Here is a 16,603-nt window from a genome sequence, read left to right on the forward strand (position 1 = left end):
GGTTCTCCAGCTGGTTGGAGCCGAAGACCTGGGAGGAGTAGCCGGTGACCGGGGCGTACATCCCCGCTTCGGCGGGGCGCCGCGTCCCCTTGTTCCGAGGGCGTCAAACGTGATCTGTTCGGCGGAAAATCCCCGGTCGCGCGGGGTGTCGCCGTGCTACAGTCGAGGCAGTTGCAGTTTTGGTTCCCATGAACGTGTATGTGCGCCTGCTGGTTCCAACCAACAGGCGCATTTGTTTTGTCCGGTGTTTCAGTCTCCGGATGGGGATCGCGGCTACTTGGGGATTCACGAGGTGTGGATCCCTGATGCCCCAGTTTTAGAGGAGACGGTTATGGCTACCGGCACCGTGAAGTGGTTCAACAGCGAAAAGGGCTTCGGCTTCATCGAGCAGGACGGCGGCGGCGCCGACGTGTTCGCCCACTACTCGAACATCCAGGCTCAGGGCTTCCGTGAGCTGTTCGAGGGCCAGAAGGTCGAGTTCGACGTCACGCAGGGCCAGAAGGGCCCGCAGGCCGAGAACATCCAGATCATCGGCTGACGTCAGCCCACGCTGACTCGCGAAGATCGCGAAGCGGGGCCCGCACCGCACGGTGCGGGCCCCTGTTCATGCCGCCGTACGGCCGGGGCGGCGGACTCACCCCCGACGGCCGACCCGGCCCGCGACCCGCGGGCTGCCGACCGACGGACGGAGATCCCGTGACCACCCCTGCCCGCCCGCCCCGCGACCGCGGCGCCCGCACCACCGACCAGTCCCGCCGCACCGCCGGCGGCGGCGGCGACCGCTCGCGCAAGCCGCGCGGCCGCTCCGGCGCCCCCAAGCAGACCCGGACCGCCGCACCCGAGGCCGCCGACTTCACCGTCGTCCAGGGCACCCCGCCGCGCCCCCCGGCGGCCACCTTCGCCGAGCTGGACCTGCCCAAGGCGATCCTCTCCGCGCTCGGCCGCGAAGGCGTCACCGAGCCGTTCCCGATCCAGGCCGCCACGCTGCCCGACTCGATCGCCGGGCGCGACGTGCTCGGCCGCGGCCGCACCGGCTCCGGCAAGACCCTGGCCTTCGGCCTGCCGCTGCTCGCCCGCACCGCCGGCAGCCGCGCCGTCGCCCGGCACCCGCTGGCGCTCGTCCTGGTGCCCACCCGCGAGCTGGCCCAGCAGGTCACCGAGGCGCTCACCCCGTACGCGACCGCCGTCAACCTGCGGATCACCACCGTCGTCGGCGGCATGTCGATCAACCGGCAGGCCAGCGCGGTGCGCCGCGGCACCGAGGTCCTGGTCGCCACCCCGGGCCGGCTGGACGACCTGATCGGGCGCGGTGACGTCAACCTCTCCGACGTGGCGATCACCGTCCTGGACGAGGCCGACCAGATGGCCGACATGGGCTTCCTGCCGCAGGTCAGCAAGCTGCTGGAGCAGGTCGCCGAGGGCGGGCAGCGGATGCTGTTCTCCGCCACCCTGGACCGCAACGTCGACCGGCTGGTCAAGCGCTTCCTGACCGACCCGGTGACCCACTCGGTCGACCCGTCGGCCGGCGCGGTGACCACCATGGACCACCACGTCCTCCAGCTCGACCAGACCGACAAGGCCTCCGCCACCGCGCACATCGCCTCCCGCGACGGCCGCGTGATCATGTTCGTGCACACCAAGCACGGCGCCGACCGGCTGGCCAAGCAGCTGCTCGCCAACGGCGTGAAGGCCGCGGCCCTGCACGGCGGCAAGTCCCAGCCGCAGCGCAACCGGGTCCTCGACCAGTTCCGCGAGGGCCACGTCACCGCGTTGATCGCCACCAACGTCGCCGCCCGCGGCATCCACATCGACGGCCTGGACCTCGTGGTCAACGTCGACCCGCCGATCGACCACAAGGACTACCTGCACCGTGGCGGCCGCACCGCCCGGGCCGGCGAGTCCGGCACGGTCGTCACCCTCGTGCTGCCCGAGCAGCGCCGCGAGGTCAACCGGCTGATGACGGTCGCCGGCATCCGCCCGACCGTCACCAAGATCCGCCCCGGCGACGCCGACCTGACCCGGATCACCGGCGCCCGCACGCCCAGCGGCGTCCCGGTCACCCTGGCGGTGCCGGTGGCCCAGGCCGCCGCGGCCGGTCCGGCGGACGAGACGGCCGGCGGGCGCGCCGGGGTCAAGAACGGCGGCCAGCGCCGCCGCCCCGGCAAGCGCTCCGGACTGCCCACCGACGTCGACATGAACGGCAACCCGCGCCGCCCCCGCCCCAAGCAGCGGACGGGCGCCGCCACCCAGGGCGACCGCCCGCAGGCGGCCGGCTTCATCGGCCGCTCCTCCGGGCGCTCCAAGCCCGGCAGCGGCGCCAAGTCCGGCTCCAACTACGGGACCGGGCGCCAGCGCCGCACGTTCGACTGACGTCCGGAATTGAACGGCCCGGCGCCCCCTCACCACGAGGGGGCGCCGGGCCGTTCGGCGTTCCGGGGACTGCGTACCGGGGGTCTTCCGGGGTCGGGGGTGTTCCGAGGGCCGGGGCCGGGACCGAGGCCGGAGCAGAGGGCCGGAGCCGAGGGCCGGGGGAAAATGCCGTTCGGCGGGACCGCGCAGCTCAGCGCCCCGGACACCGGCAGAACCCGCCCAACTGCCGGTTGACGGCGAACCGTTCAGTCACGAAGCTCTCACGCATCCCACACACCTGCCGCACCGTCACCGCGGTGCGACCGGGCGTGGGCCGACGTGATTCGCCGACCGGAAGGACGACCCTCCCCATGCGCCGCACCTCCGCACTGCTGACCACCGCCCTGCTCGCCGGAGCCGCCGCCCTGGCGGCCCCCGCGACCTCCGCCCAGGCCGCCCCCGCGTGCTCCGCATACGCGGCCGGCTTCAATGCCATGGGCACCTGTACCGGCCTCGACCCGATGCAGACCTGGTCCGTCACCGCCAACTGCCTCTACTGGAACGCCGACCACACGATGCAGTTCTCCCGCCCCGCGTTCGGCGGGCTGGGGATCGGCGACGGTACCGTCTCCGCGTCCTGCGGCTTCGGCGACACGATCATGTTCCCGCGCGTCATGCTCGGCGCCGTGCCGCCGGCCGGCCCGACCGGCCAGATCACCGGCTACGCGAGCAAGTGCGTCGACGTGAAGGGCGCGAACTTCGGCAACGGGACCCCGGTCCAGATCTACGACTGCAACGGCACCTGGGCCCAGAAGTGGCGGATCGGCGTCGACGGTACGATCCGCGCCATCGGCAAGTGCCTGGACGTCTCGGGTGGCAACACCGGCAACGGGACCAAGGTCCAGATCTACGACTGCAACGGCACCGGCGCCCAGCAGTGGCAGGCCCGCCCGGACGGCTCGCTGCTCAACCCGCAGTCCGGCCGCTGCCTGGACGACCTGGGCTTCTCCACCGCCAACGGCAACCAGCTCGGCATCTGGGACTGCAACGGCGCCGAGAACCAGAAGTGGAACCTCCCGGCCTGACGGCCGGTCCGGTCCGCCGCCCCGGCACCCCGCCGGGGCGGCGCTCCCCGCTTCAGACCGCCACGGCGGCGGAGGCCGGCGCCAGCGCGCGCAACCGCTCCTCCGACTCGGCGTCGCGCGGGGCCATCACGATCAGCTGCAGGCCCTCGGCGGCCAGCAGCACGTGCTGGTCGATCCGTACCAGGCCCACCGCCTCGTGCCGGATCACCTTCTCGGTGCCGGAGCGCTCGGCGACCTGGTGCTCCTCCAGCCAGGCGTCCGCCTCCGGGTACTCGCCGCGGACCTGCTGGATCATCCGGGCCAGGTGGCGCCCCACGGCCGTCGCCTCACCGCCGCGCTCGGCGTAGGCGGAGCGCAGCTGTGCCAGGAAGCGGCGGGCGTGTGCCTCCCAGTGCTCGACCCGGGCCCGGTGCACGGGGTTGCCGAACACCACCCAGGCCAGGTTGCACTCCTCCGGCGGCCGCTCGGTCAGGCCGAACAGTGCGTCCGCGCCCGGGTTCCAGGCCCGGATGTCCCAGTTGGCGTCCATCACGAACGACGGCGCCGGCCACTGCGCGTGCATCAGCCGCAGCAGCGGGACCGGGACGTCCCCCGGCGCGGCCACCTCGCCGTCCCGGGGGTGGCTGCCGGCCAGCCGGAACAGGTACGCCGTCTCCGCCCGGTCCAGCCGCAGCGTCCGGGCCAGGCTGGCCAGCACCTCCGGCGACGGGTGGATGTCGCGGCCCTGCTCCAGCCACGTGTACCAGGTCACCCCCACGCCGGCGAGCAGCGCCAGCTCCTCCCGCCGCAGCCCCGGGGTGCGCCGCCGCACCCCCGGCGCCAGCCCGACGTCCTGCGGCGTCAGCCGCGCCCGGCGGGTGCGCAGGAAGCTCGACAGCGCCGTCCGGCGTTCCCCGGCGTCGTCGACGTCCACCACGTCCACCATGTCCCCCGTCCTCCCTGGTAGTCCGACTACCAGTACTCCCACGCACTGCTGCGGCCCGCCCGTCCGCGCGAGACTTGATCACGTCAACGGATCGCACGCGCAAGGGAATCCCGATGAGCAACCGTCAGCACCGTACCCTCCGCCGCACCCTGGTCGCGGCCGCATTCGCCGCGCTGCTCGGCACGGCCGGCACGCTGCCCGCCGCGGCGGCCGCCGACTGCCCGGCCCCGGCCGTGATCACCGGCCACGCGCCGACCCTGGTGCCCGAGTCGGGCGTCTGGGACGCCTCCCACCACCGCTTCCTGCTCGGCTCGCTGCGGCACGGCACCGTCTCCGCCGTCGGCACCGACGGGAGCGTACGCACCCTGGTGCGGGACCCTGCGCTGACCGAGATCGCCGGCCTGCGGATCGACCCCGTCCACCACCGCGTCCTGGTCACCGACCTCGACAACGGCGTCGGCGAGCGCAGTAGCGCCGCGACCTTCGGGAAGATCGCCGGGATCGGCGCCTACGACCTGGACACCGGCCGGCGGATCTTCTACACCGACCTCGCCGCCGTCGCCGCCGACGGCGGCAACCACCTGGCCAACGACATCGCGGTCGGCCCCGACGGCACCGCCTACGTCACCGACTCCTTCGCCCCCGTCGTCTACCGGGTGGCGCCGGACGGCACCGCCTCCGTGCTGCTGCGCGACCCGCGGCTGGCTCCCGCCCCGGGCTCGTACGGCCTCAACGGCATCGTCCTGCGCGAGGGCCGTCTGGTCGTCGGCAAGTGGGACGACGGCACGCTGTGGCAGGTCCCGCTGTGGAACCCGGCCGCGGTGCGCCGGGTCGAGGTGGCCGGCGGCGCGTCCCTGCTCCACCTGGACGGCCTGCTCGGCCGCCCGGACGGCTCCGTCGCGGGCGTCACCAACGCCCTCCTGGGCGCCGGCCGGGACGCCGAGGTCGAACTGCGCTCGGACGACCACTGGCGCACCGCCCGCCTCACCGCCGTCCGGCCCTCCGTCGACGCCACCCCCACCGCGCTCCTCGCCGGCCCGGCCGGCAGCCTCTACCAGCTCTCCGCCGGCCTCGCCGACGCCGTCGCGGGCCACCCGTCGGACGCCTTCACCCTGCGCCGGATCTGACCCGGCGCCGCCCGGCACCGCACCGCCCGACGGCCCGGCCCCTCGCTCACCCGGGGGCCGGGCCGTACGCGATCCGGCCGGATCGGCCGCGCGTCCGGCCTGCCGGGGTCCGTCCCGGACCGTGTCGTGCACCAATCCTCCGTGGACGGAGCGGTGGCGTGATCTTCACCCCCGCCCGTTGACCGTGAACAGGCAGTGCCCGATGCTTTCGCGCGGCCCGCGCAAACATCACACCGTCATCACCGGTGCTTCACATGCGGGCCGGCCGGTTCACCCTCTTCGGAAGGACTCTCCCCGTGCGTCGTACCGTCACCCTGTTCGCCACCGGTCTGCTCGCCGGAGCCGCCGCGCTCACCGCACCCGCTGCCGGAGCCGCCGAGAGCACCACCCCGAACGCGCCGTCCGCAGGGGCCCAGGCCACCGGGAGCTGTTCCGTCGTCAGGACCGGCAACGGTTTCCTCGGCACCTGCACGGGCATCGACCCGCAGCAGACCTGGCGGCTCGCGGTTTCCTGCCAGGGCTTCGACAGCAACGGGTTCCCCACCTACTCGGGTTCGAGCAGCAACTGGGTCACCGGTAACACCAGCGCCTCCTCGGGCTGCTTCTACCCGATGATGCCCTCCTACGGCTGGATCGTCACCGGCTCCCCCGTCCCGGCGGGCCCGGTCGGCCCGATCAGCGGCTACGCGAACAAGTGCGTGGACGTGCGCGGCGGCAACAGCGGCGCCGGCACCCCCGTCCAGATCTACGACTGCCTGGGCAACGCCGCCCAGACCTGGAAGGTCGGCACCGACGGCACGATCCGCGCCCTCGGCAAGTGCCTGGACGTCTCGGGCGGGAACACCGGCAACGCCACCCTGGTGCAGATCTACGACTGCAACGGCACTGGTGCCCAGCAGTGGCAGGCCCGCCCGGACGGCTCGCTGCTCAACCCGCAGTCCGGCCGTTGCCTCGACGACCTGGGCTACTCCACCACCAACGGCAACCAGCTCGGCATCTGGGACTGCAACGGCGCCGCCAACCAGAAGTGGAACCTCCCGGCCTGACCCACCCACCCCACGGCGCGCGCGGCCCCCGCCGCGTGCGCCGTCGGTGCTTCCGCGCGCCGTCACCCGACGGAGTGGACGCAACCGGCCCGGTGCATTGCGTTTGCAACACGCTGAGGCTCGTGCACAGACGGCGGACTCCGTGATGATCACCACCTCGCTGCGGCTGCCCAAGCCGGTGATGGACGAGGTGCGGCGGCGCGCGTGGGAACGGGGACTGAAGCCGACTGCCATCATGCGGGAGTGGATCGAGGCGGCCGTCGCCGACCTGGACGAACCGGTGCCGCTCAGCGTGATCACCGCCGCGGTCGCCGAGTACCAGCACCGCAAGGCGTCCTGACCGCTCAGGCCGTGAGCGCCGGGGCCGACCGCTTGGCGAGACGGGCCTCGTCGTGGCGCTCCAGCAGCAGGGCGGCCAGCTCCGGGGCGGCGCCGAGGACGTCGGCCAGGACGTCCGCCCCGTCGGCGGCCGCCGCGATGCGGTCCGGCAGGAGGCCGGGGGCCAGCAGGTACGGGGAGACGGCGGTGCGCTCGGCGCCGACGGCGCGCAGGGCGGCGAGGGCGTCGGGGACGCGTGGGCCGGCGGCGGAGGCGTAGGCGACCTCGACGGCGGCCCAGCCGCGGGTGCGCCGCCACTCGGCGGCGACCGCGCGGGTCGCGGCGTCGGCGGCCGGGTCGGAGGAGCCGGCGGCGGCGAGCACGACGCCGGTACGGGCCCGGACCGCGGGGGAGGAGACGTCCAGGCCGGCCCCGGCGAGGCGGCGGTCCAGCGCCGCGAGCAGCAGCGGGGAGGGGCCGAGCACGTCCGCGACGGGCAGCCGGGAACCGGCGGCGTGCAGGGCGGCGGGGATGTCGTGCTTGGCGTGGAACGCCCGGTTGAGCAGCAGCGGGACGGCGACCGCGTCCGTCAGCCGTCCCACCACCTGCGGGATCCGCGGCGCGCAGTGGTCCAGGTAGGCGGTGGCGACCTCGACACCGGGCCGCCGGGCCCGCACCTCCTCCACGAGCGCGGCCACGGTCGCGGCGTGCCGCGGGTCGCGGCTGCCGTGGGCGATGAGGAGGAGGGCGGACATCAGCGGTGCCTCACTTGCCGGTGGCCAGCAGGCCGCGGTTGCGCAGCACCCGGCGCTCGACCGGGGTGAACACCAGCAGCTCGATGGCGATGCCGACGAACAGGATCAGGACGATGCCGAGCAGCACACCGGACATGTCGGAGAACTCGCGCTGGTCCTCCAGGAACCGGCCCAGCCCGCGGCCCAGGTCGGGGGAGGAGGCGACCAGTTCGGCGGCCATCAGCGAGCGCCAGGAGAACGCCCAGCCCTGCTTGAGACCGGCCAGGTAACCGGGCAGCGCCGCCGGGATGAGCACGTGCCGGGCGCCCGCCAGGCCGGTCGCGCCGATGGTGCGCCCGGCCCGCAGGAACAGCGGCGGCACCTGGTCGATGCCGGCGACCAGCCCGTTGGCGATCGACGGGACGGCGCCCAGCAGGATCACCGCGTACATCATCGAGTCGTTGATGCCGAGCCAGATGACCGCGGCCGGCACCCAGGCCACCGAGGGCAGCGACTGCAGGCCCTGCAGCACCGGCCCGATCGCGGTGCGCACCGGCCGGACCCGGGCGACCACCAGCCCGATCGGGGTGCCGATCACCACGGCGAGCAGGAAGCCGGACAGGCCGCGCCAGACGCTGGTCCAGATGATCGAGAACAGCGTGCCCTGGTACCAGAGGTCCTGCGCGGAACGCCACACGTCCGCGGGGCTGGGCAGCTTGTACGAGGAGGTGACGTGCAGGCTGTACGCGCCCTGCCACAGCGCGAGCACCACGAGCACGCCGATCAGCGGCGGCAGCGCCTTGGTCCGCAGCGCCTCGCCGAGCGAGCCGCGCTGCGCGGTGACGGAGTCGAGCGCGTCCAGGCCCGCACCGACGTCGGCACTGTCGCTCGTGCCGGTCCCGCCGGTGCGGGCCGCGTCGGTCTTGTCCAGGACGGGGGTGGTGTCAGTGCTGGCCATGGCGACGGATCTCCCCACGCAGTTCTTCGGTGATCTCTATGGACAGGTCGGCGACGCCCGCGGACTCGATGCGGCGCGGCTGCGGCAGGTCGATCCGCCACTCCCGGGCGACCCGGCCGGGGCGGGAGGAGAGCAGTACGACCCGCTGGGCCAGTCGCACGGCCTCGCGCACGTTGTGGGTGACGAAGAGGACGGACAGCTGCCGCTCGGCCCAGATCCGGGTGATCTCGTCGTGCAGCACGTCCCGGGTGATGGCGTCGAGCGCGGCGAACGGCTCGTCCATCAGCAGGACCTTGCTGCCCTGGGCGAGTGCCCGGGCCATCGCCACGCGCTGGCGCATGCCGCCGGACAGCTCGTGCACCCGTTTGCCGTACGAGCCCTTCAGACGGACGAGTTCGAGCAGCCGCTCGGCCTCGGCACGGCGCTCGGGGCGGGGCACACCGGCCAGCTTGAGGGCCAGTTCGATGTTCTTCCCGGCGGTGAGCCAGGGGAACAGCGCGTGCTCCTGGAACATCAGGGCGGGGCGGCCGCCGGGCACCTCGATGCTGCCGGCGGTCGGCTCGTCGAGGCCGGCGACCAGGTTGAGCAGGGTGGACTTGCCGCAGCCCGAGGCGCCGAGCAGGGTGACGAACTCGCCTGGCGCGACGTCGAGCGTGATGTCGTCCAGGACGTGGGTCTGCGCGCCGGGGCGGCCGAAGGACTTGTGCACGTGCGAGATCCGGACGGCGGGCGCGCCGCCGTGGGCGTCGGCGCCGGGGGCGTCCGCCGAGGTGGTCAGTGCCGAGGTCATCCGGGCACCTCCTGGTGAGTGGTCTGCGGGGCTGCGGGGCTGCGGGTCGGGGCCGGGGCCCGGGCCCCGACCTTCCCGGTGGGCATCGATCGGGGATCGACCGGGAGGACGGGGGCCGGACCGCGGAGTCGTCGGCGAACGGCCTTTCGGTGGGCGCTACTTGGCGCCGAGACCGGCGTCCGCCACGGCGGCCTGGCCCTGGGCGGCGAGGACCTTGTTCAGCAGGGTGAGGTCGTAGATGCCGTTCAGGTTGGGCTTCTTGAGGAGCCCGGCGGTGACGGCGTGGTCGGCCTCGGCCTGCAGGGTGTTCGCCAGCGGGTCGTCCAGGAAGTCGATGTCGGCCCAGGCCGGGTCGAGGATCGCGGGCTCCAGTGCGTTGCCGGCTTCCTTCTTGATCGCCTCGTTGGCGTCGGCCTTGGCCTTGTCCGAGTCGGCCTTGATGAAGGCGTTGGTCTTCACCGAGCCGCGCAGTACGGCCTCCACCACGTCCGGGTGTTCCTTGAGGAACTTCTGGGAGACGATGATGTTGGTGATCACGAACTTCTTGTCCGGCCAGACGTCCTTCTCGTTGAGCAGGACCTTCGCGCCGAGCGTGACCAGCTTGGAGGCGGTGGGCTCGGGCACCCAGGCGCCGTCGACGGAGCCGGACTTGTAGGCGTCGGGGGTGACCTTGTTGTCGGTGCGCACCACCGAGACGTCGCCCGCGCCGGAGGCCGCGTCGACCTTGTAGCCCTTGCCCGCAAGGTAGTTGAGCAGTGCCACGTCCTGGGTGTTGCCCAGCTGCGGGGTGGCGATCTTCTTGCCCTTGAGGTCGTCCAGGGAGGAGACCTTGTCCGGGTTGACCACGAGCTTGACCCCGCCGGAGGCCGAACCGCCGATGATCTTCAGCGACTTGCCGTCGGACTTGGTGAAGCCGTTGATCGCTGGGGAGGGGCCGATCCAGCCGATGTCGATCGAACCGGCGTTGAGCGCCTCGATCTCGGCCGGGCCCGCGTTGAAGACCTGGGTCTTGATCTGGGTGGCGCCCAGCTCCTTCTGGAAGAAGCCCTCCTGGAGGCCGACCAGCGGGGTGCCGTGGGTCAGGTTGGCGAAGTAGCCGATCTTCACGGAGTCGGCGGAGAGCTTCGTCCCGGAGTCCCCGGCGGTGGCGGCGGCGCCGGCCTTGCTGTCGGCGGACTTGTCGGCCTTGGAGCCGTAGCTGCAGGCCGACAGCAGGGCCACCGCGGTCAGGCCGGCCGCGGCGGCCGCCGCGGTGCGTCTGATCCGGCCGGCGTTGGGGCGGGTGCGCCCATGGGGGGAAATGCGGCGCGAAGGTGCCTGGTTCGGTGCCATGGTGAGTCCTGTTCGCGGACGGACCGTCAGGAGGCGGTCTCGGGACGGAAGGTGCGGAAGGTGGTGCGCGCGGCAGCGGAGTGCCGGGGCAAGCCGGGCGGCTGTGGGGGAAGACAGCCCGGTGACAGGGCGTTCTCAGCCCTGTCGGCCCGCACATCGGGTCAGGCCGCCCTGGCCGCTGCCGAGGACGCCGCTGCCGATGCGGCCGCCTTCCTTGTCCATGCCCGAGAACGCCTCGCTGGGCATCAGACCCAGTCCTCCTCTTGGGGTGCGTCGGGTGCGTCGGTGGTGCGTACGGTCTCGAAGGCCTCGCCCGCCATGCCGGCGGTGAGGGTGGTGCCGTCGGCCGGGTCGATCAGGAGGAACGAGCCGGTGCGACGGTTGTCGGTGTAGGTGTCGAGCGCCAGCGGTTCGGCGGTGCGCAGCACCACGTGGCCGATGTCGTTGACGTTCAACCCGTCGGCGCCGGAGCGCTGTTCGAGGGTGTCGATGTCGATGCGGTAGGAGATCTCCTTGACGAGCGCGCGCACGGTGCGGGTGGTGTGCTTGAGCAGCACCTTGTCCCCGGCGCGCAGGGGGCGCTCGTTGAGGTGGCTGACGGTTGCCTCGATGTCCTTGGTCGGCGCGGGGGCCGTGCCGGCGGCGAGCAGGTCGCCGCGGGAGATGTCGAGGTCGTCGGTGAGCCGGACGGTGACGGACTGCGGGGCCCAGGCGATGTCGCTCTCGCGGCCGAGCGCGTCGATGCCGGCGACGGTGCTGGTGTGTCCGGAGGGCAGGACGGTGACGGGGTCGCCGACGCGCAGCACGCCGGAGGCCAGCTGGCCGGCGTAGCCGCGGTAGTCGGGGTGTTCCTCGGTCTGCGGGCGGATCACGTACTGGACGGGGAAGCGGGCCGGTTCGGCGCTGGGGTCGCTGCCGACCGGCACCGTCTCCAGGTGTTCCAGCAGGGTCGGTCCGCCGTACCAGTCCATCTGTGCGGAGGGTTCGACGACGTTGTCCCCGGCGAGGGCGGAGATCGGGACGGCGAGGACGTCCTTGACGCCGAGCGAGGCGGCGTAGGCGGTGAACTCGGCGGCGATGGCGGCGAAGACGGGCTCCGCGTAGCCGACGAGGTCCATCTTGTTGACGGCGAGGACGACGTGCGGCACGCGCAGGAGCGCGGCGACGGCGGCGTGCCGGCGGGTCTGCTCGACGACGCCGTTGCGGGCGTCGACGAGGACGACGGCGAGTTCGGCGGTGGAGGCGCCGGTCACCATGTTGCGGGTGTACTGCACGTGCCCGGGGGTGTCGGCGAGGATGAACCGGCGCCGGGGGGTGGCGAAGTAGCGGTAGGCGACGTCGATGGTGATGCCCTGCTCGCGTTCGGCGCGCAGGCCGTCGGTGAGCAGTGCGAGGTCGGGCGCCTCCTGGCCGCGCTTGCGGGAGGCGTGCTCGACCGCTTCCAGCTGGTCGGCGAGGACCGACTTGGAGTCGTGCAGGAGGCGGCCGACCAGGGTGGACTTGCCGTCGTCGACGGAGCCGGCGGTGGCGAAGCGCAGCAGCGAGGTGGCAGTGTTCTCGATGGTCGTGCTCATTAGAAGTACCCCTCGCGCTTGCGGTCTTCCATCGCGGCCTCGGACATCTTGTCGTCGGCGCGGGTGGCGCCGCGCTCGGTGAGGCGGGAGGCGGCGATCTCGGTGATCACGGCCCGGATGGTGGTGGCGTCGGAGTCGACGGCGCCGGTGCAGGACATGTCGCCGACGGTGCGGTAGCGGACCAGCCGCCGTTCGACCGGCTCGCCGTCCTTGGGACCGCCCCACTCGCCGGCGGTCAGCCACATGCCGTTGCGGGCGAAGACGTCGCGCTCGTGGGCGTAGTAGATCTCGGGGAGCTCGATGCCCTCGCGCTCGATGTACTGCCAGACGTCCAGCTCGGTCCAGTTGGACAGCGGGAAGACCCGCACGTGCTCGCCGACCGCGTGCCGGCCGTTGTACAGCGACCACAGTTCGGGGCGCTGGCGGCGGGGATCCCAGGCGCCGAACTCGTCGCGCAGGGAGAAGACGCGCTCCTTGGCGCGGGCCTTCTCCTCGTCGCGGCGGCCGCCGCCGAAGACCGCGTCGAAGCGGTTGGTCTCGATGGCGTCGAGCAGCGGGACGGTCTGCAGCGGGTTGCGGGTGCCGTCGGGGCGCTCGCGGAGCACACCGCGGTCGATGAAGTCCTGGACGTGGGCGACGTGCAGGCGCAGGTTGTGCTCGGCCACGACGCGGTCGCGGTAGGCGATCACCTCGGGGAAGTTGTGCCCGGTGTCGACGTGCAGCAGAGAGAAGGGGACCGGCGCCGGGTGGAAGGCCTTGAGCGCCAGGTGCAGCATGACGATGGAGTCCTTGCCGCCGGAGAACAGGATCACCGGGCGTTCGAACTCCCCCGCGACCTCGCGGAAGACGTGCACCGACTCGGCCTCCAGCGCGTCCAGGTGGGACAGCGCGAAGGGCCCCCCGGAGGTGCGGTCGGGGTCGTCGGTACGGATGGGACGGTCGGTCGCGGTGGTCATGCGAGTCCCTTCTCGGTCAGGAAGGCGTGCAGCTCGGCGGCGGAGTCGGCCACCTCGCGGCCCCGGGTCTGGATCCGCAGCTCCGGGTTCTCCGGAGCCTCGTACGGGTCGTCCACGCCGGTGAGACCGGAGATCTCGCCGGCGGCCTGCTTGGCGTACAGGCCCTTGACGTCCCGCTCGGCGCACAGCTCGACCGGGGTCGCGACGTGGATCTCCAGGAAGTCGGTGCCGGCCGCGGCGTGCCGCTCGCGCACGGCGGCGCGGGAGTCGGCGAAGGGGGCGATCACCGGGGCGAGCACCTTGACGCCGTTGGCGGCGAGCTTCTCGGCGACGAAGCCGATCCGGGTGACGTTGGTGTGCCGGTCCTCGCGGGAGAAGCCGAGGCCCTTGGACAGGAACTCGCGGATCTCGTCGCCGTCCAGGACCTCGACGCGGTGGCCCTCGCCGCGCAGTCGCTCGGCCAGTGCGAAGGCCAGCGTGGTCTTGCCGGCGCTCGGCAGCCCGGTCAGCCACACGGTGGCGCCGCGCTCGCAGGGGGCGACCGCGGGGGCCGCCTCTGCGGTCCCGTCGGCTGCCAGGGCGTGAGCTGTCACGGGTTCTTCCTTACGTGGGGGGTGGGGGCTGGTCAGAGGTGGATGCCGCACTCGGTCTTGCCGGAGCCGGACCAGCGGCCGGCCCGGGCGTCCTCGCCCTCGGCGGGCTTGCGGGTGCAGGACAGCGGCGAGCAGCCGATCGAGGTGTAGCCCTCCCACAGCAGCGGGTTGAGCAGCACCCCGTTGGCGGCGACGTAGGCGTCCACGTCCTCCTGCGTCCACCGGGCGATCGGCGCGATCTTGACCTTGCGGCGCTTGGGGTCCCAGGAGACCACCGGGGTGTTCGCCCGGGTCGGCGACTCGTCGCGGCGCAGCCCGGTCGCCCAGGCGTCGTACCCGCCGAGGCCGCGGTTCAGCGGCTCGACCTTGCGCAGCGAGCAGCACAGGTCCGGGTCGCGGTCGTGCAGGTGCGGCCCGTGCTCGGCGTCCTGCTCGGCCACGGTCCGCAGCGGGGTGAGCGTGATGACGTTGACCGGCATGGTCGCGGCCACCGCGTCACGGGTGCCGATGGTCTCCGGGAAGTGGTAGCCGGTGTCCAGGAACACCACGTCCACGCCGGGGAACACCGAGGAGGCGAGGTGGGCGACGACCGCGTCCTCCATGGAGGAGGTGACGCAGAACCGCTTGCCGAAGGTGTCGGCGGCCCACCGCAGGATCTCCTGCGGGGTCGCCTCCTCCAGCTCGTGGCCGGCCCGGACGGCCGCCGCCTCGTGGTCAGTCGTGGTGCCGCTCATCGGACGTACCCCCGTGGTTGGTCGGTGACAGCAGGCCGAGGAACTTCAACTGGAAGGCGCGGCGGCACCCGTGGCACTCCCAGGCGCCGTGCCCGGCCTCGGACGGGCGCAGGTCCTCGTCCCCGCAGTAGGGGCAGAAGAAGGGGGCTGCTCGCTCACTCATGGCCGACTCCGTTCCGTCCGTCCCGCTCCGTCCGCCGGTGTCGCCCGTTCACGACAGCTGCTCCTCGCTCGCCCGGGCCGTCCACTGGGCGAAGCGCTCGCCCTCGGTGCGGTCGGCCTGGTAGCGGGTCAGCAGGCGCTCGACGTAGTCGGGCAGGCCGGCGCTGGTGACCTTGAGGCCGCGGACCTTGCGGCCGAAGCCGGCCTCCAGGCCGAGCGCGCCGCCGAGGTGCACCTGGTAGCCCTCGACCTGCTCGCCGTTCTCGTCGGTGACCAGCTGGCCCTTGAGACCGATGTCGGCGACCTGGATGCGGGCGCAGGCGTTCGGGCAGCCGTTGATGTTGATGGTCAGCGGCTCGGCGAACTCCGGCAGGCGGTGCTCCAGTTCGTCGATGAGCGTGCGGCCGCGCTCCTTGGTCTCGACGATGGCGAGCTTGCAGAACTCGATGCCGGTGCAGGCCATGGTGCCGCGGCGGAACGGCGACGGGGTGACCCGCAGGTCGAGCGCCTCCAGGCCGGCCACCACGGACTCGACGTGCTCCTCGGCGATGTCGAGGACCAGCATCTTCTGCTCGGCGGTGGTGCGCAGGCGGTCGCTGCCGTGGGCGGCGGCGAGGTCGGCGATCTCGCCGAGCAGCTTGCCGTCGACCCGGCCGACGCGCGGCGCGAAGCCGATGTAGAACCGGCCGTCCTTCTGCTGGTGGACGCCGACGTGGTCGCGCCAGCGGGCGGCGGGCTCGGCGGGGGCGGGGCCGTCGACCAGCCGGTACTTCAGGTACTCGTCCTCCAGTACGCGGCGGAACTTCTCCACGCCCCAGTCGGCGACCAGGAACTTCAGCCGGGCGCGGTTGCGCAGGCGGCGGTAGCCGTAGTCGCGGAAGATGCCGATGACGCCGCCGTAGACGTCGGCGACCTCGTCCAGCGGGACCCAGGCGCCCAGGCGCACGCCCAGCTTCGGGTTGGTCGAGAGTCCGCCGCCGACCCACAGGTCGAAGCCGGGCCCGTGCTCGGGGTGGACCACGCCGACGAAGGCGACGTCGTTGATCTCGTGCGCGACGTCCAGCAGCGGGGAGCCGGAGACGGCGGACTTGAACTTGCGGGGCAGGTTGGAGAAGTCCTTGTTGCCGATGAAGCGGCGCTGGATCTCCTCGATGGCGGGCGTGCCGTCGATGATCTCGTCCTCGGCGATGCCGGCCACCGGGGAGCCGAGGATGACACGCGGGGTGTCGCCGCAGGCCTCGGTGGTGGACAGGCCGACGGCCTCCAGCTTCTGCCAGATCGCCGGGACGTCCTCGATCCGGATCCAGTGGTACTGGATGTTCTGGCGGTCGGTCAGGTCGGCGGTGCCGCGCGCGTACTGCTCGGAGACCTCGGAGACCGCTCGCAGCTGGGCGACCGTCAGCCGGCCGCCGTCGATGCGGACGCGGAGCATGAAGTACTCGGCGTCCAGCTCGTGCGGGTCCAGGATCGCGGTCTTGCCGCCGTCGATGCCCTCCTTGCGCTGGGTGTAGAGCCCCCACCAGCGCATCCGGCCGCGCAGGTCGGCGGGGTCGATCGAGTCGAAGCCGCGGTGCGCGTAGATCGTCTCAATACGTGTCCGCACGTTGAGACCGTCGTCGTCCTTCTTGAACTGCTCGTTGGCGTTCAGAGGAGTGTGGTGGCCCATGCCCCACTGGCCCTCGCCACGGTGGCGGGTCACCTTGCGGGCCGCGGCGGGGCGGCGCGCGGCGGGGCTGTCGGCCGTGGGCTCGACGGTCTCGGGGGAGGTGGCCATGGTGAAGTCCTTCGGGGCAGGTGGCGCTGGTGCCGGGTGGTCGCGGGGGCGTGCTCAGCCGTGCGGTGCTGCTCTGACCTGCGGGTTTCTCAGGACCGGAAGACAGTGACCGAGGCCGTGGCGGGCGCCTGCACATCCGCTGCGGC

Annotated in this window: 17 protein-coding genes; 6 read left to right on the top strand and 11 right to left on the bottom strand. The window is 72.7% G+C overall.

Annotated features, from left to right (window positions below; translation table 11 throughout):
* The first annotated feature begins 331 nt into the window (after positions 1-331).
* The 3 genes from AB0D10_RS37790 to AB0D10_RS37800 all read left to right on the top strand — a co-directional run bounded on the left by AB0D10_RS37790 (position 332) and on the right by AB0D10_RS37800 (position 3,434).
* Positions 332-538, top strand: coding sequence for a cold-shock protein (locus AB0D10_RS37790; protein WP_030060364.1), 207 nt, complete (start codon positions 332-334; stop codon positions 536-538).
* Positions 539-696: 158 nt separating this feature from the next.
* Positions 697-2,370, top strand: a complete 1,674-nt coding sequence (locus tag AB0D10_RS37795) for a DEAD/DEAH box helicase (RefSeq protein ID WP_360264806.1) — start codon at positions 697-699, stop codon at positions 2,368-2,370.
* Between the two features lie 350 nt (positions 2,371-2,720).
* A complete protein-coding gene (locus AB0D10_RS37800; RefSeq protein ID WP_360264809.1) occupies positions 2,721-3,434 on the top strand; it encodes a ricin-type beta-trefoil lectin domain protein in 714 nt (237 codons plus the stop codon).
* 52 nt (positions 3,435-3,486) lie between these two features.
* Here AB0D10_RS37800 and AB0D10_RS37805 read toward each other — a convergent pair whose 3' ends face one another.
* On the bottom strand, positions 3,487-4,359 hold the full coding sequence (locus AB0D10_RS37805) for a helix-turn-helix transcriptional regulator (RefSeq protein ID WP_360264812.1): 873 nt from the start codon (positions 4,357-4,359) through the stop codon (positions 3,487-3,489).
* A 113-nt stretch (positions 4,360-4,472) separates the two neighbouring features.
* Here AB0D10_RS37805 and AB0D10_RS37810 point away from each other — a divergent pair, with 113 nt between their 5' ends.
* The 3 genes from AB0D10_RS37810 (at position 4,473) to AB0D10_RS37820 (ending at position 6,872) form a co-directional block, all read left to right on the top strand.
* Positions 4,473-5,486, top strand: a complete 1,014-nt coding sequence (locus AB0D10_RS37810; protein ID WP_360264815.1) for a hypothetical protein — start codon at positions 4,473-4,475, stop codon at positions 5,484-5,486.
* 296 nt (positions 5,487-5,782) lie between these two features.
* Positions 5,783-6,532 (top strand): ricin-type beta-trefoil lectin domain protein, encoded by a 750-nt coding sequence (locus AB0D10_RS37815; RefSeq protein WP_360264818.1) that lies wholly within the window; start codon positions 5,783-5,785, stop codon positions 6,530-6,532.
* Positions 6,533-6,677: 145 nt separating this feature from the next.
* Complete coding sequence (locus AB0D10_RS37820) at positions 6,678-6,872, top strand: hypothetical protein (RefSeq protein ID WP_360264822.1); 195 nt, start codon at positions 6,678-6,680, stop codon at positions 6,870-6,872.
* A 4-nt stretch (positions 6,873-6,876) separates the two neighbouring features.
* Here the strand turns inward: AB0D10_RS37820 and AB0D10_RS37825 are convergent, their stop codons facing one another.
* The 10 genes from AB0D10_RS37825 to AB0D10_RS37870 all read right to left on the bottom strand — a co-directional run bounded on the left by AB0D10_RS37825 (position 6,877) and on the right by AB0D10_RS37870 (position 16,457).
* Positions 6,877-7,605, bottom strand: a complete 729-nt coding sequence (locus AB0D10_RS37825; protein ID WP_360264825.1) for a sirohydrochlorin chelatase — start codon at positions 7,603-7,605, stop codon at positions 6,877-6,879.
* Between the two features lie 10 nt (positions 7,606-7,615).
* Positions 7,616-8,542: an ABC transporter permease gene (locus tag AB0D10_RS37830; RefSeq protein ID WP_360264828.1), complete on the bottom strand. Its 927-nt coding sequence runs from the start codon at positions 8,540-8,542 to the stop codon at positions 7,616-7,618.
* The gene (locus AB0D10_RS37835) at positions 8,529-9,332 is read right to left on the bottom strand and encodes an ABC transporter ATP-binding protein (RefSeq protein WP_360264831.1); all 804 of its coding nucleotides are present in this window, start codon (positions 9,330-9,332) and stop codon (positions 8,529-8,531) included. The genes AB0D10_RS37830 and AB0D10_RS37835 overlap by 14 nt, the downstream gene beginning before the upstream one ends.
* A 156-nt stretch (positions 9,333-9,488) precedes the next feature.
* Complete coding sequence (locus AB0D10_RS37840; protein ID WP_360264834.1) at positions 9,489-10,664, bottom strand: aliphatic sulfonate ABC transporter substrate-binding protein; 1,176 nt, start codon at positions 10,662-10,664, stop codon at positions 9,489-9,491.
* Between the two features lie 245 nt (positions 10,665-10,909).
* A complete protein-coding gene (locus AB0D10_RS37845) occupies positions 10,910-12,238 on the bottom strand; it encodes a GTP-binding protein (protein WP_360264837.1) in 1,329 nt (442 codons plus the stop codon).
* Complete coding sequence (gene cysD, locus AB0D10_RS37850; protein ID WP_360264840.1) at positions 12,238-13,194, bottom strand: sulfate adenylyltransferase subunit CysD; 957 nt, start codon at positions 13,192-13,194, stop codon at positions 12,238-12,240. The genes AB0D10_RS37845 and cysD overlap by 1 nt, the downstream gene beginning before the upstream one ends.
* Positions 13,191-13,772, bottom strand: coding sequence for an adenylyl-sulfate kinase (gene cysC, locus AB0D10_RS37855; protein WP_360264930.1), 582 nt, complete (start codon positions 13,770-13,772; stop codon positions 13,191-13,193). The genes cysD and cysC overlap by 4 nt, the downstream gene beginning before the upstream one ends.
* A 47-nt stretch (positions 13,773-13,819) precedes the next feature.
* Positions 13,820-14,521 carry a phosphoadenylyl-sulfate reductase gene (locus tag AB0D10_RS37860; RefSeq protein ID WP_360264843.1) on the bottom strand — a complete coding sequence of 234 codons (702 nt, stop codon included), beginning with the start codon at positions 14,519-14,521 and terminating at the stop codon, positions 13,820-13,822.
* A complete protein-coding gene (locus AB0D10_RS37865; protein WP_360264846.1) occupies positions 14,502-14,684 on the bottom strand; it encodes a hypothetical protein in 183 nt (60 codons plus the stop codon). Before AB0D10_RS37865 ends, AB0D10_RS37860 begins: the two co-directional genes overlap by 20 nt.
* A gap of 48 nt (positions 14,685-14,732) precedes the next feature.
* Positions 14,733-16,457: a nitrite/sulfite reductase gene (locus tag AB0D10_RS37870; RefSeq protein WP_360264849.1), complete on the bottom strand. Its 1,725-nt coding sequence runs from the start codon at positions 16,455-16,457 to the stop codon at positions 14,733-14,735.
* Between the last annotated feature and the right edge of the window lie 146 nt (positions 16,458-16,603).

It is taken from the genome of Kitasatospora sp. NPDC048545 (genome assembly GCF_040651155.1).
GTDB lineage: Bacteria > Actinomycetota > Actinomycetes > Streptomycetales > Streptomycetaceae > Kitasatospora.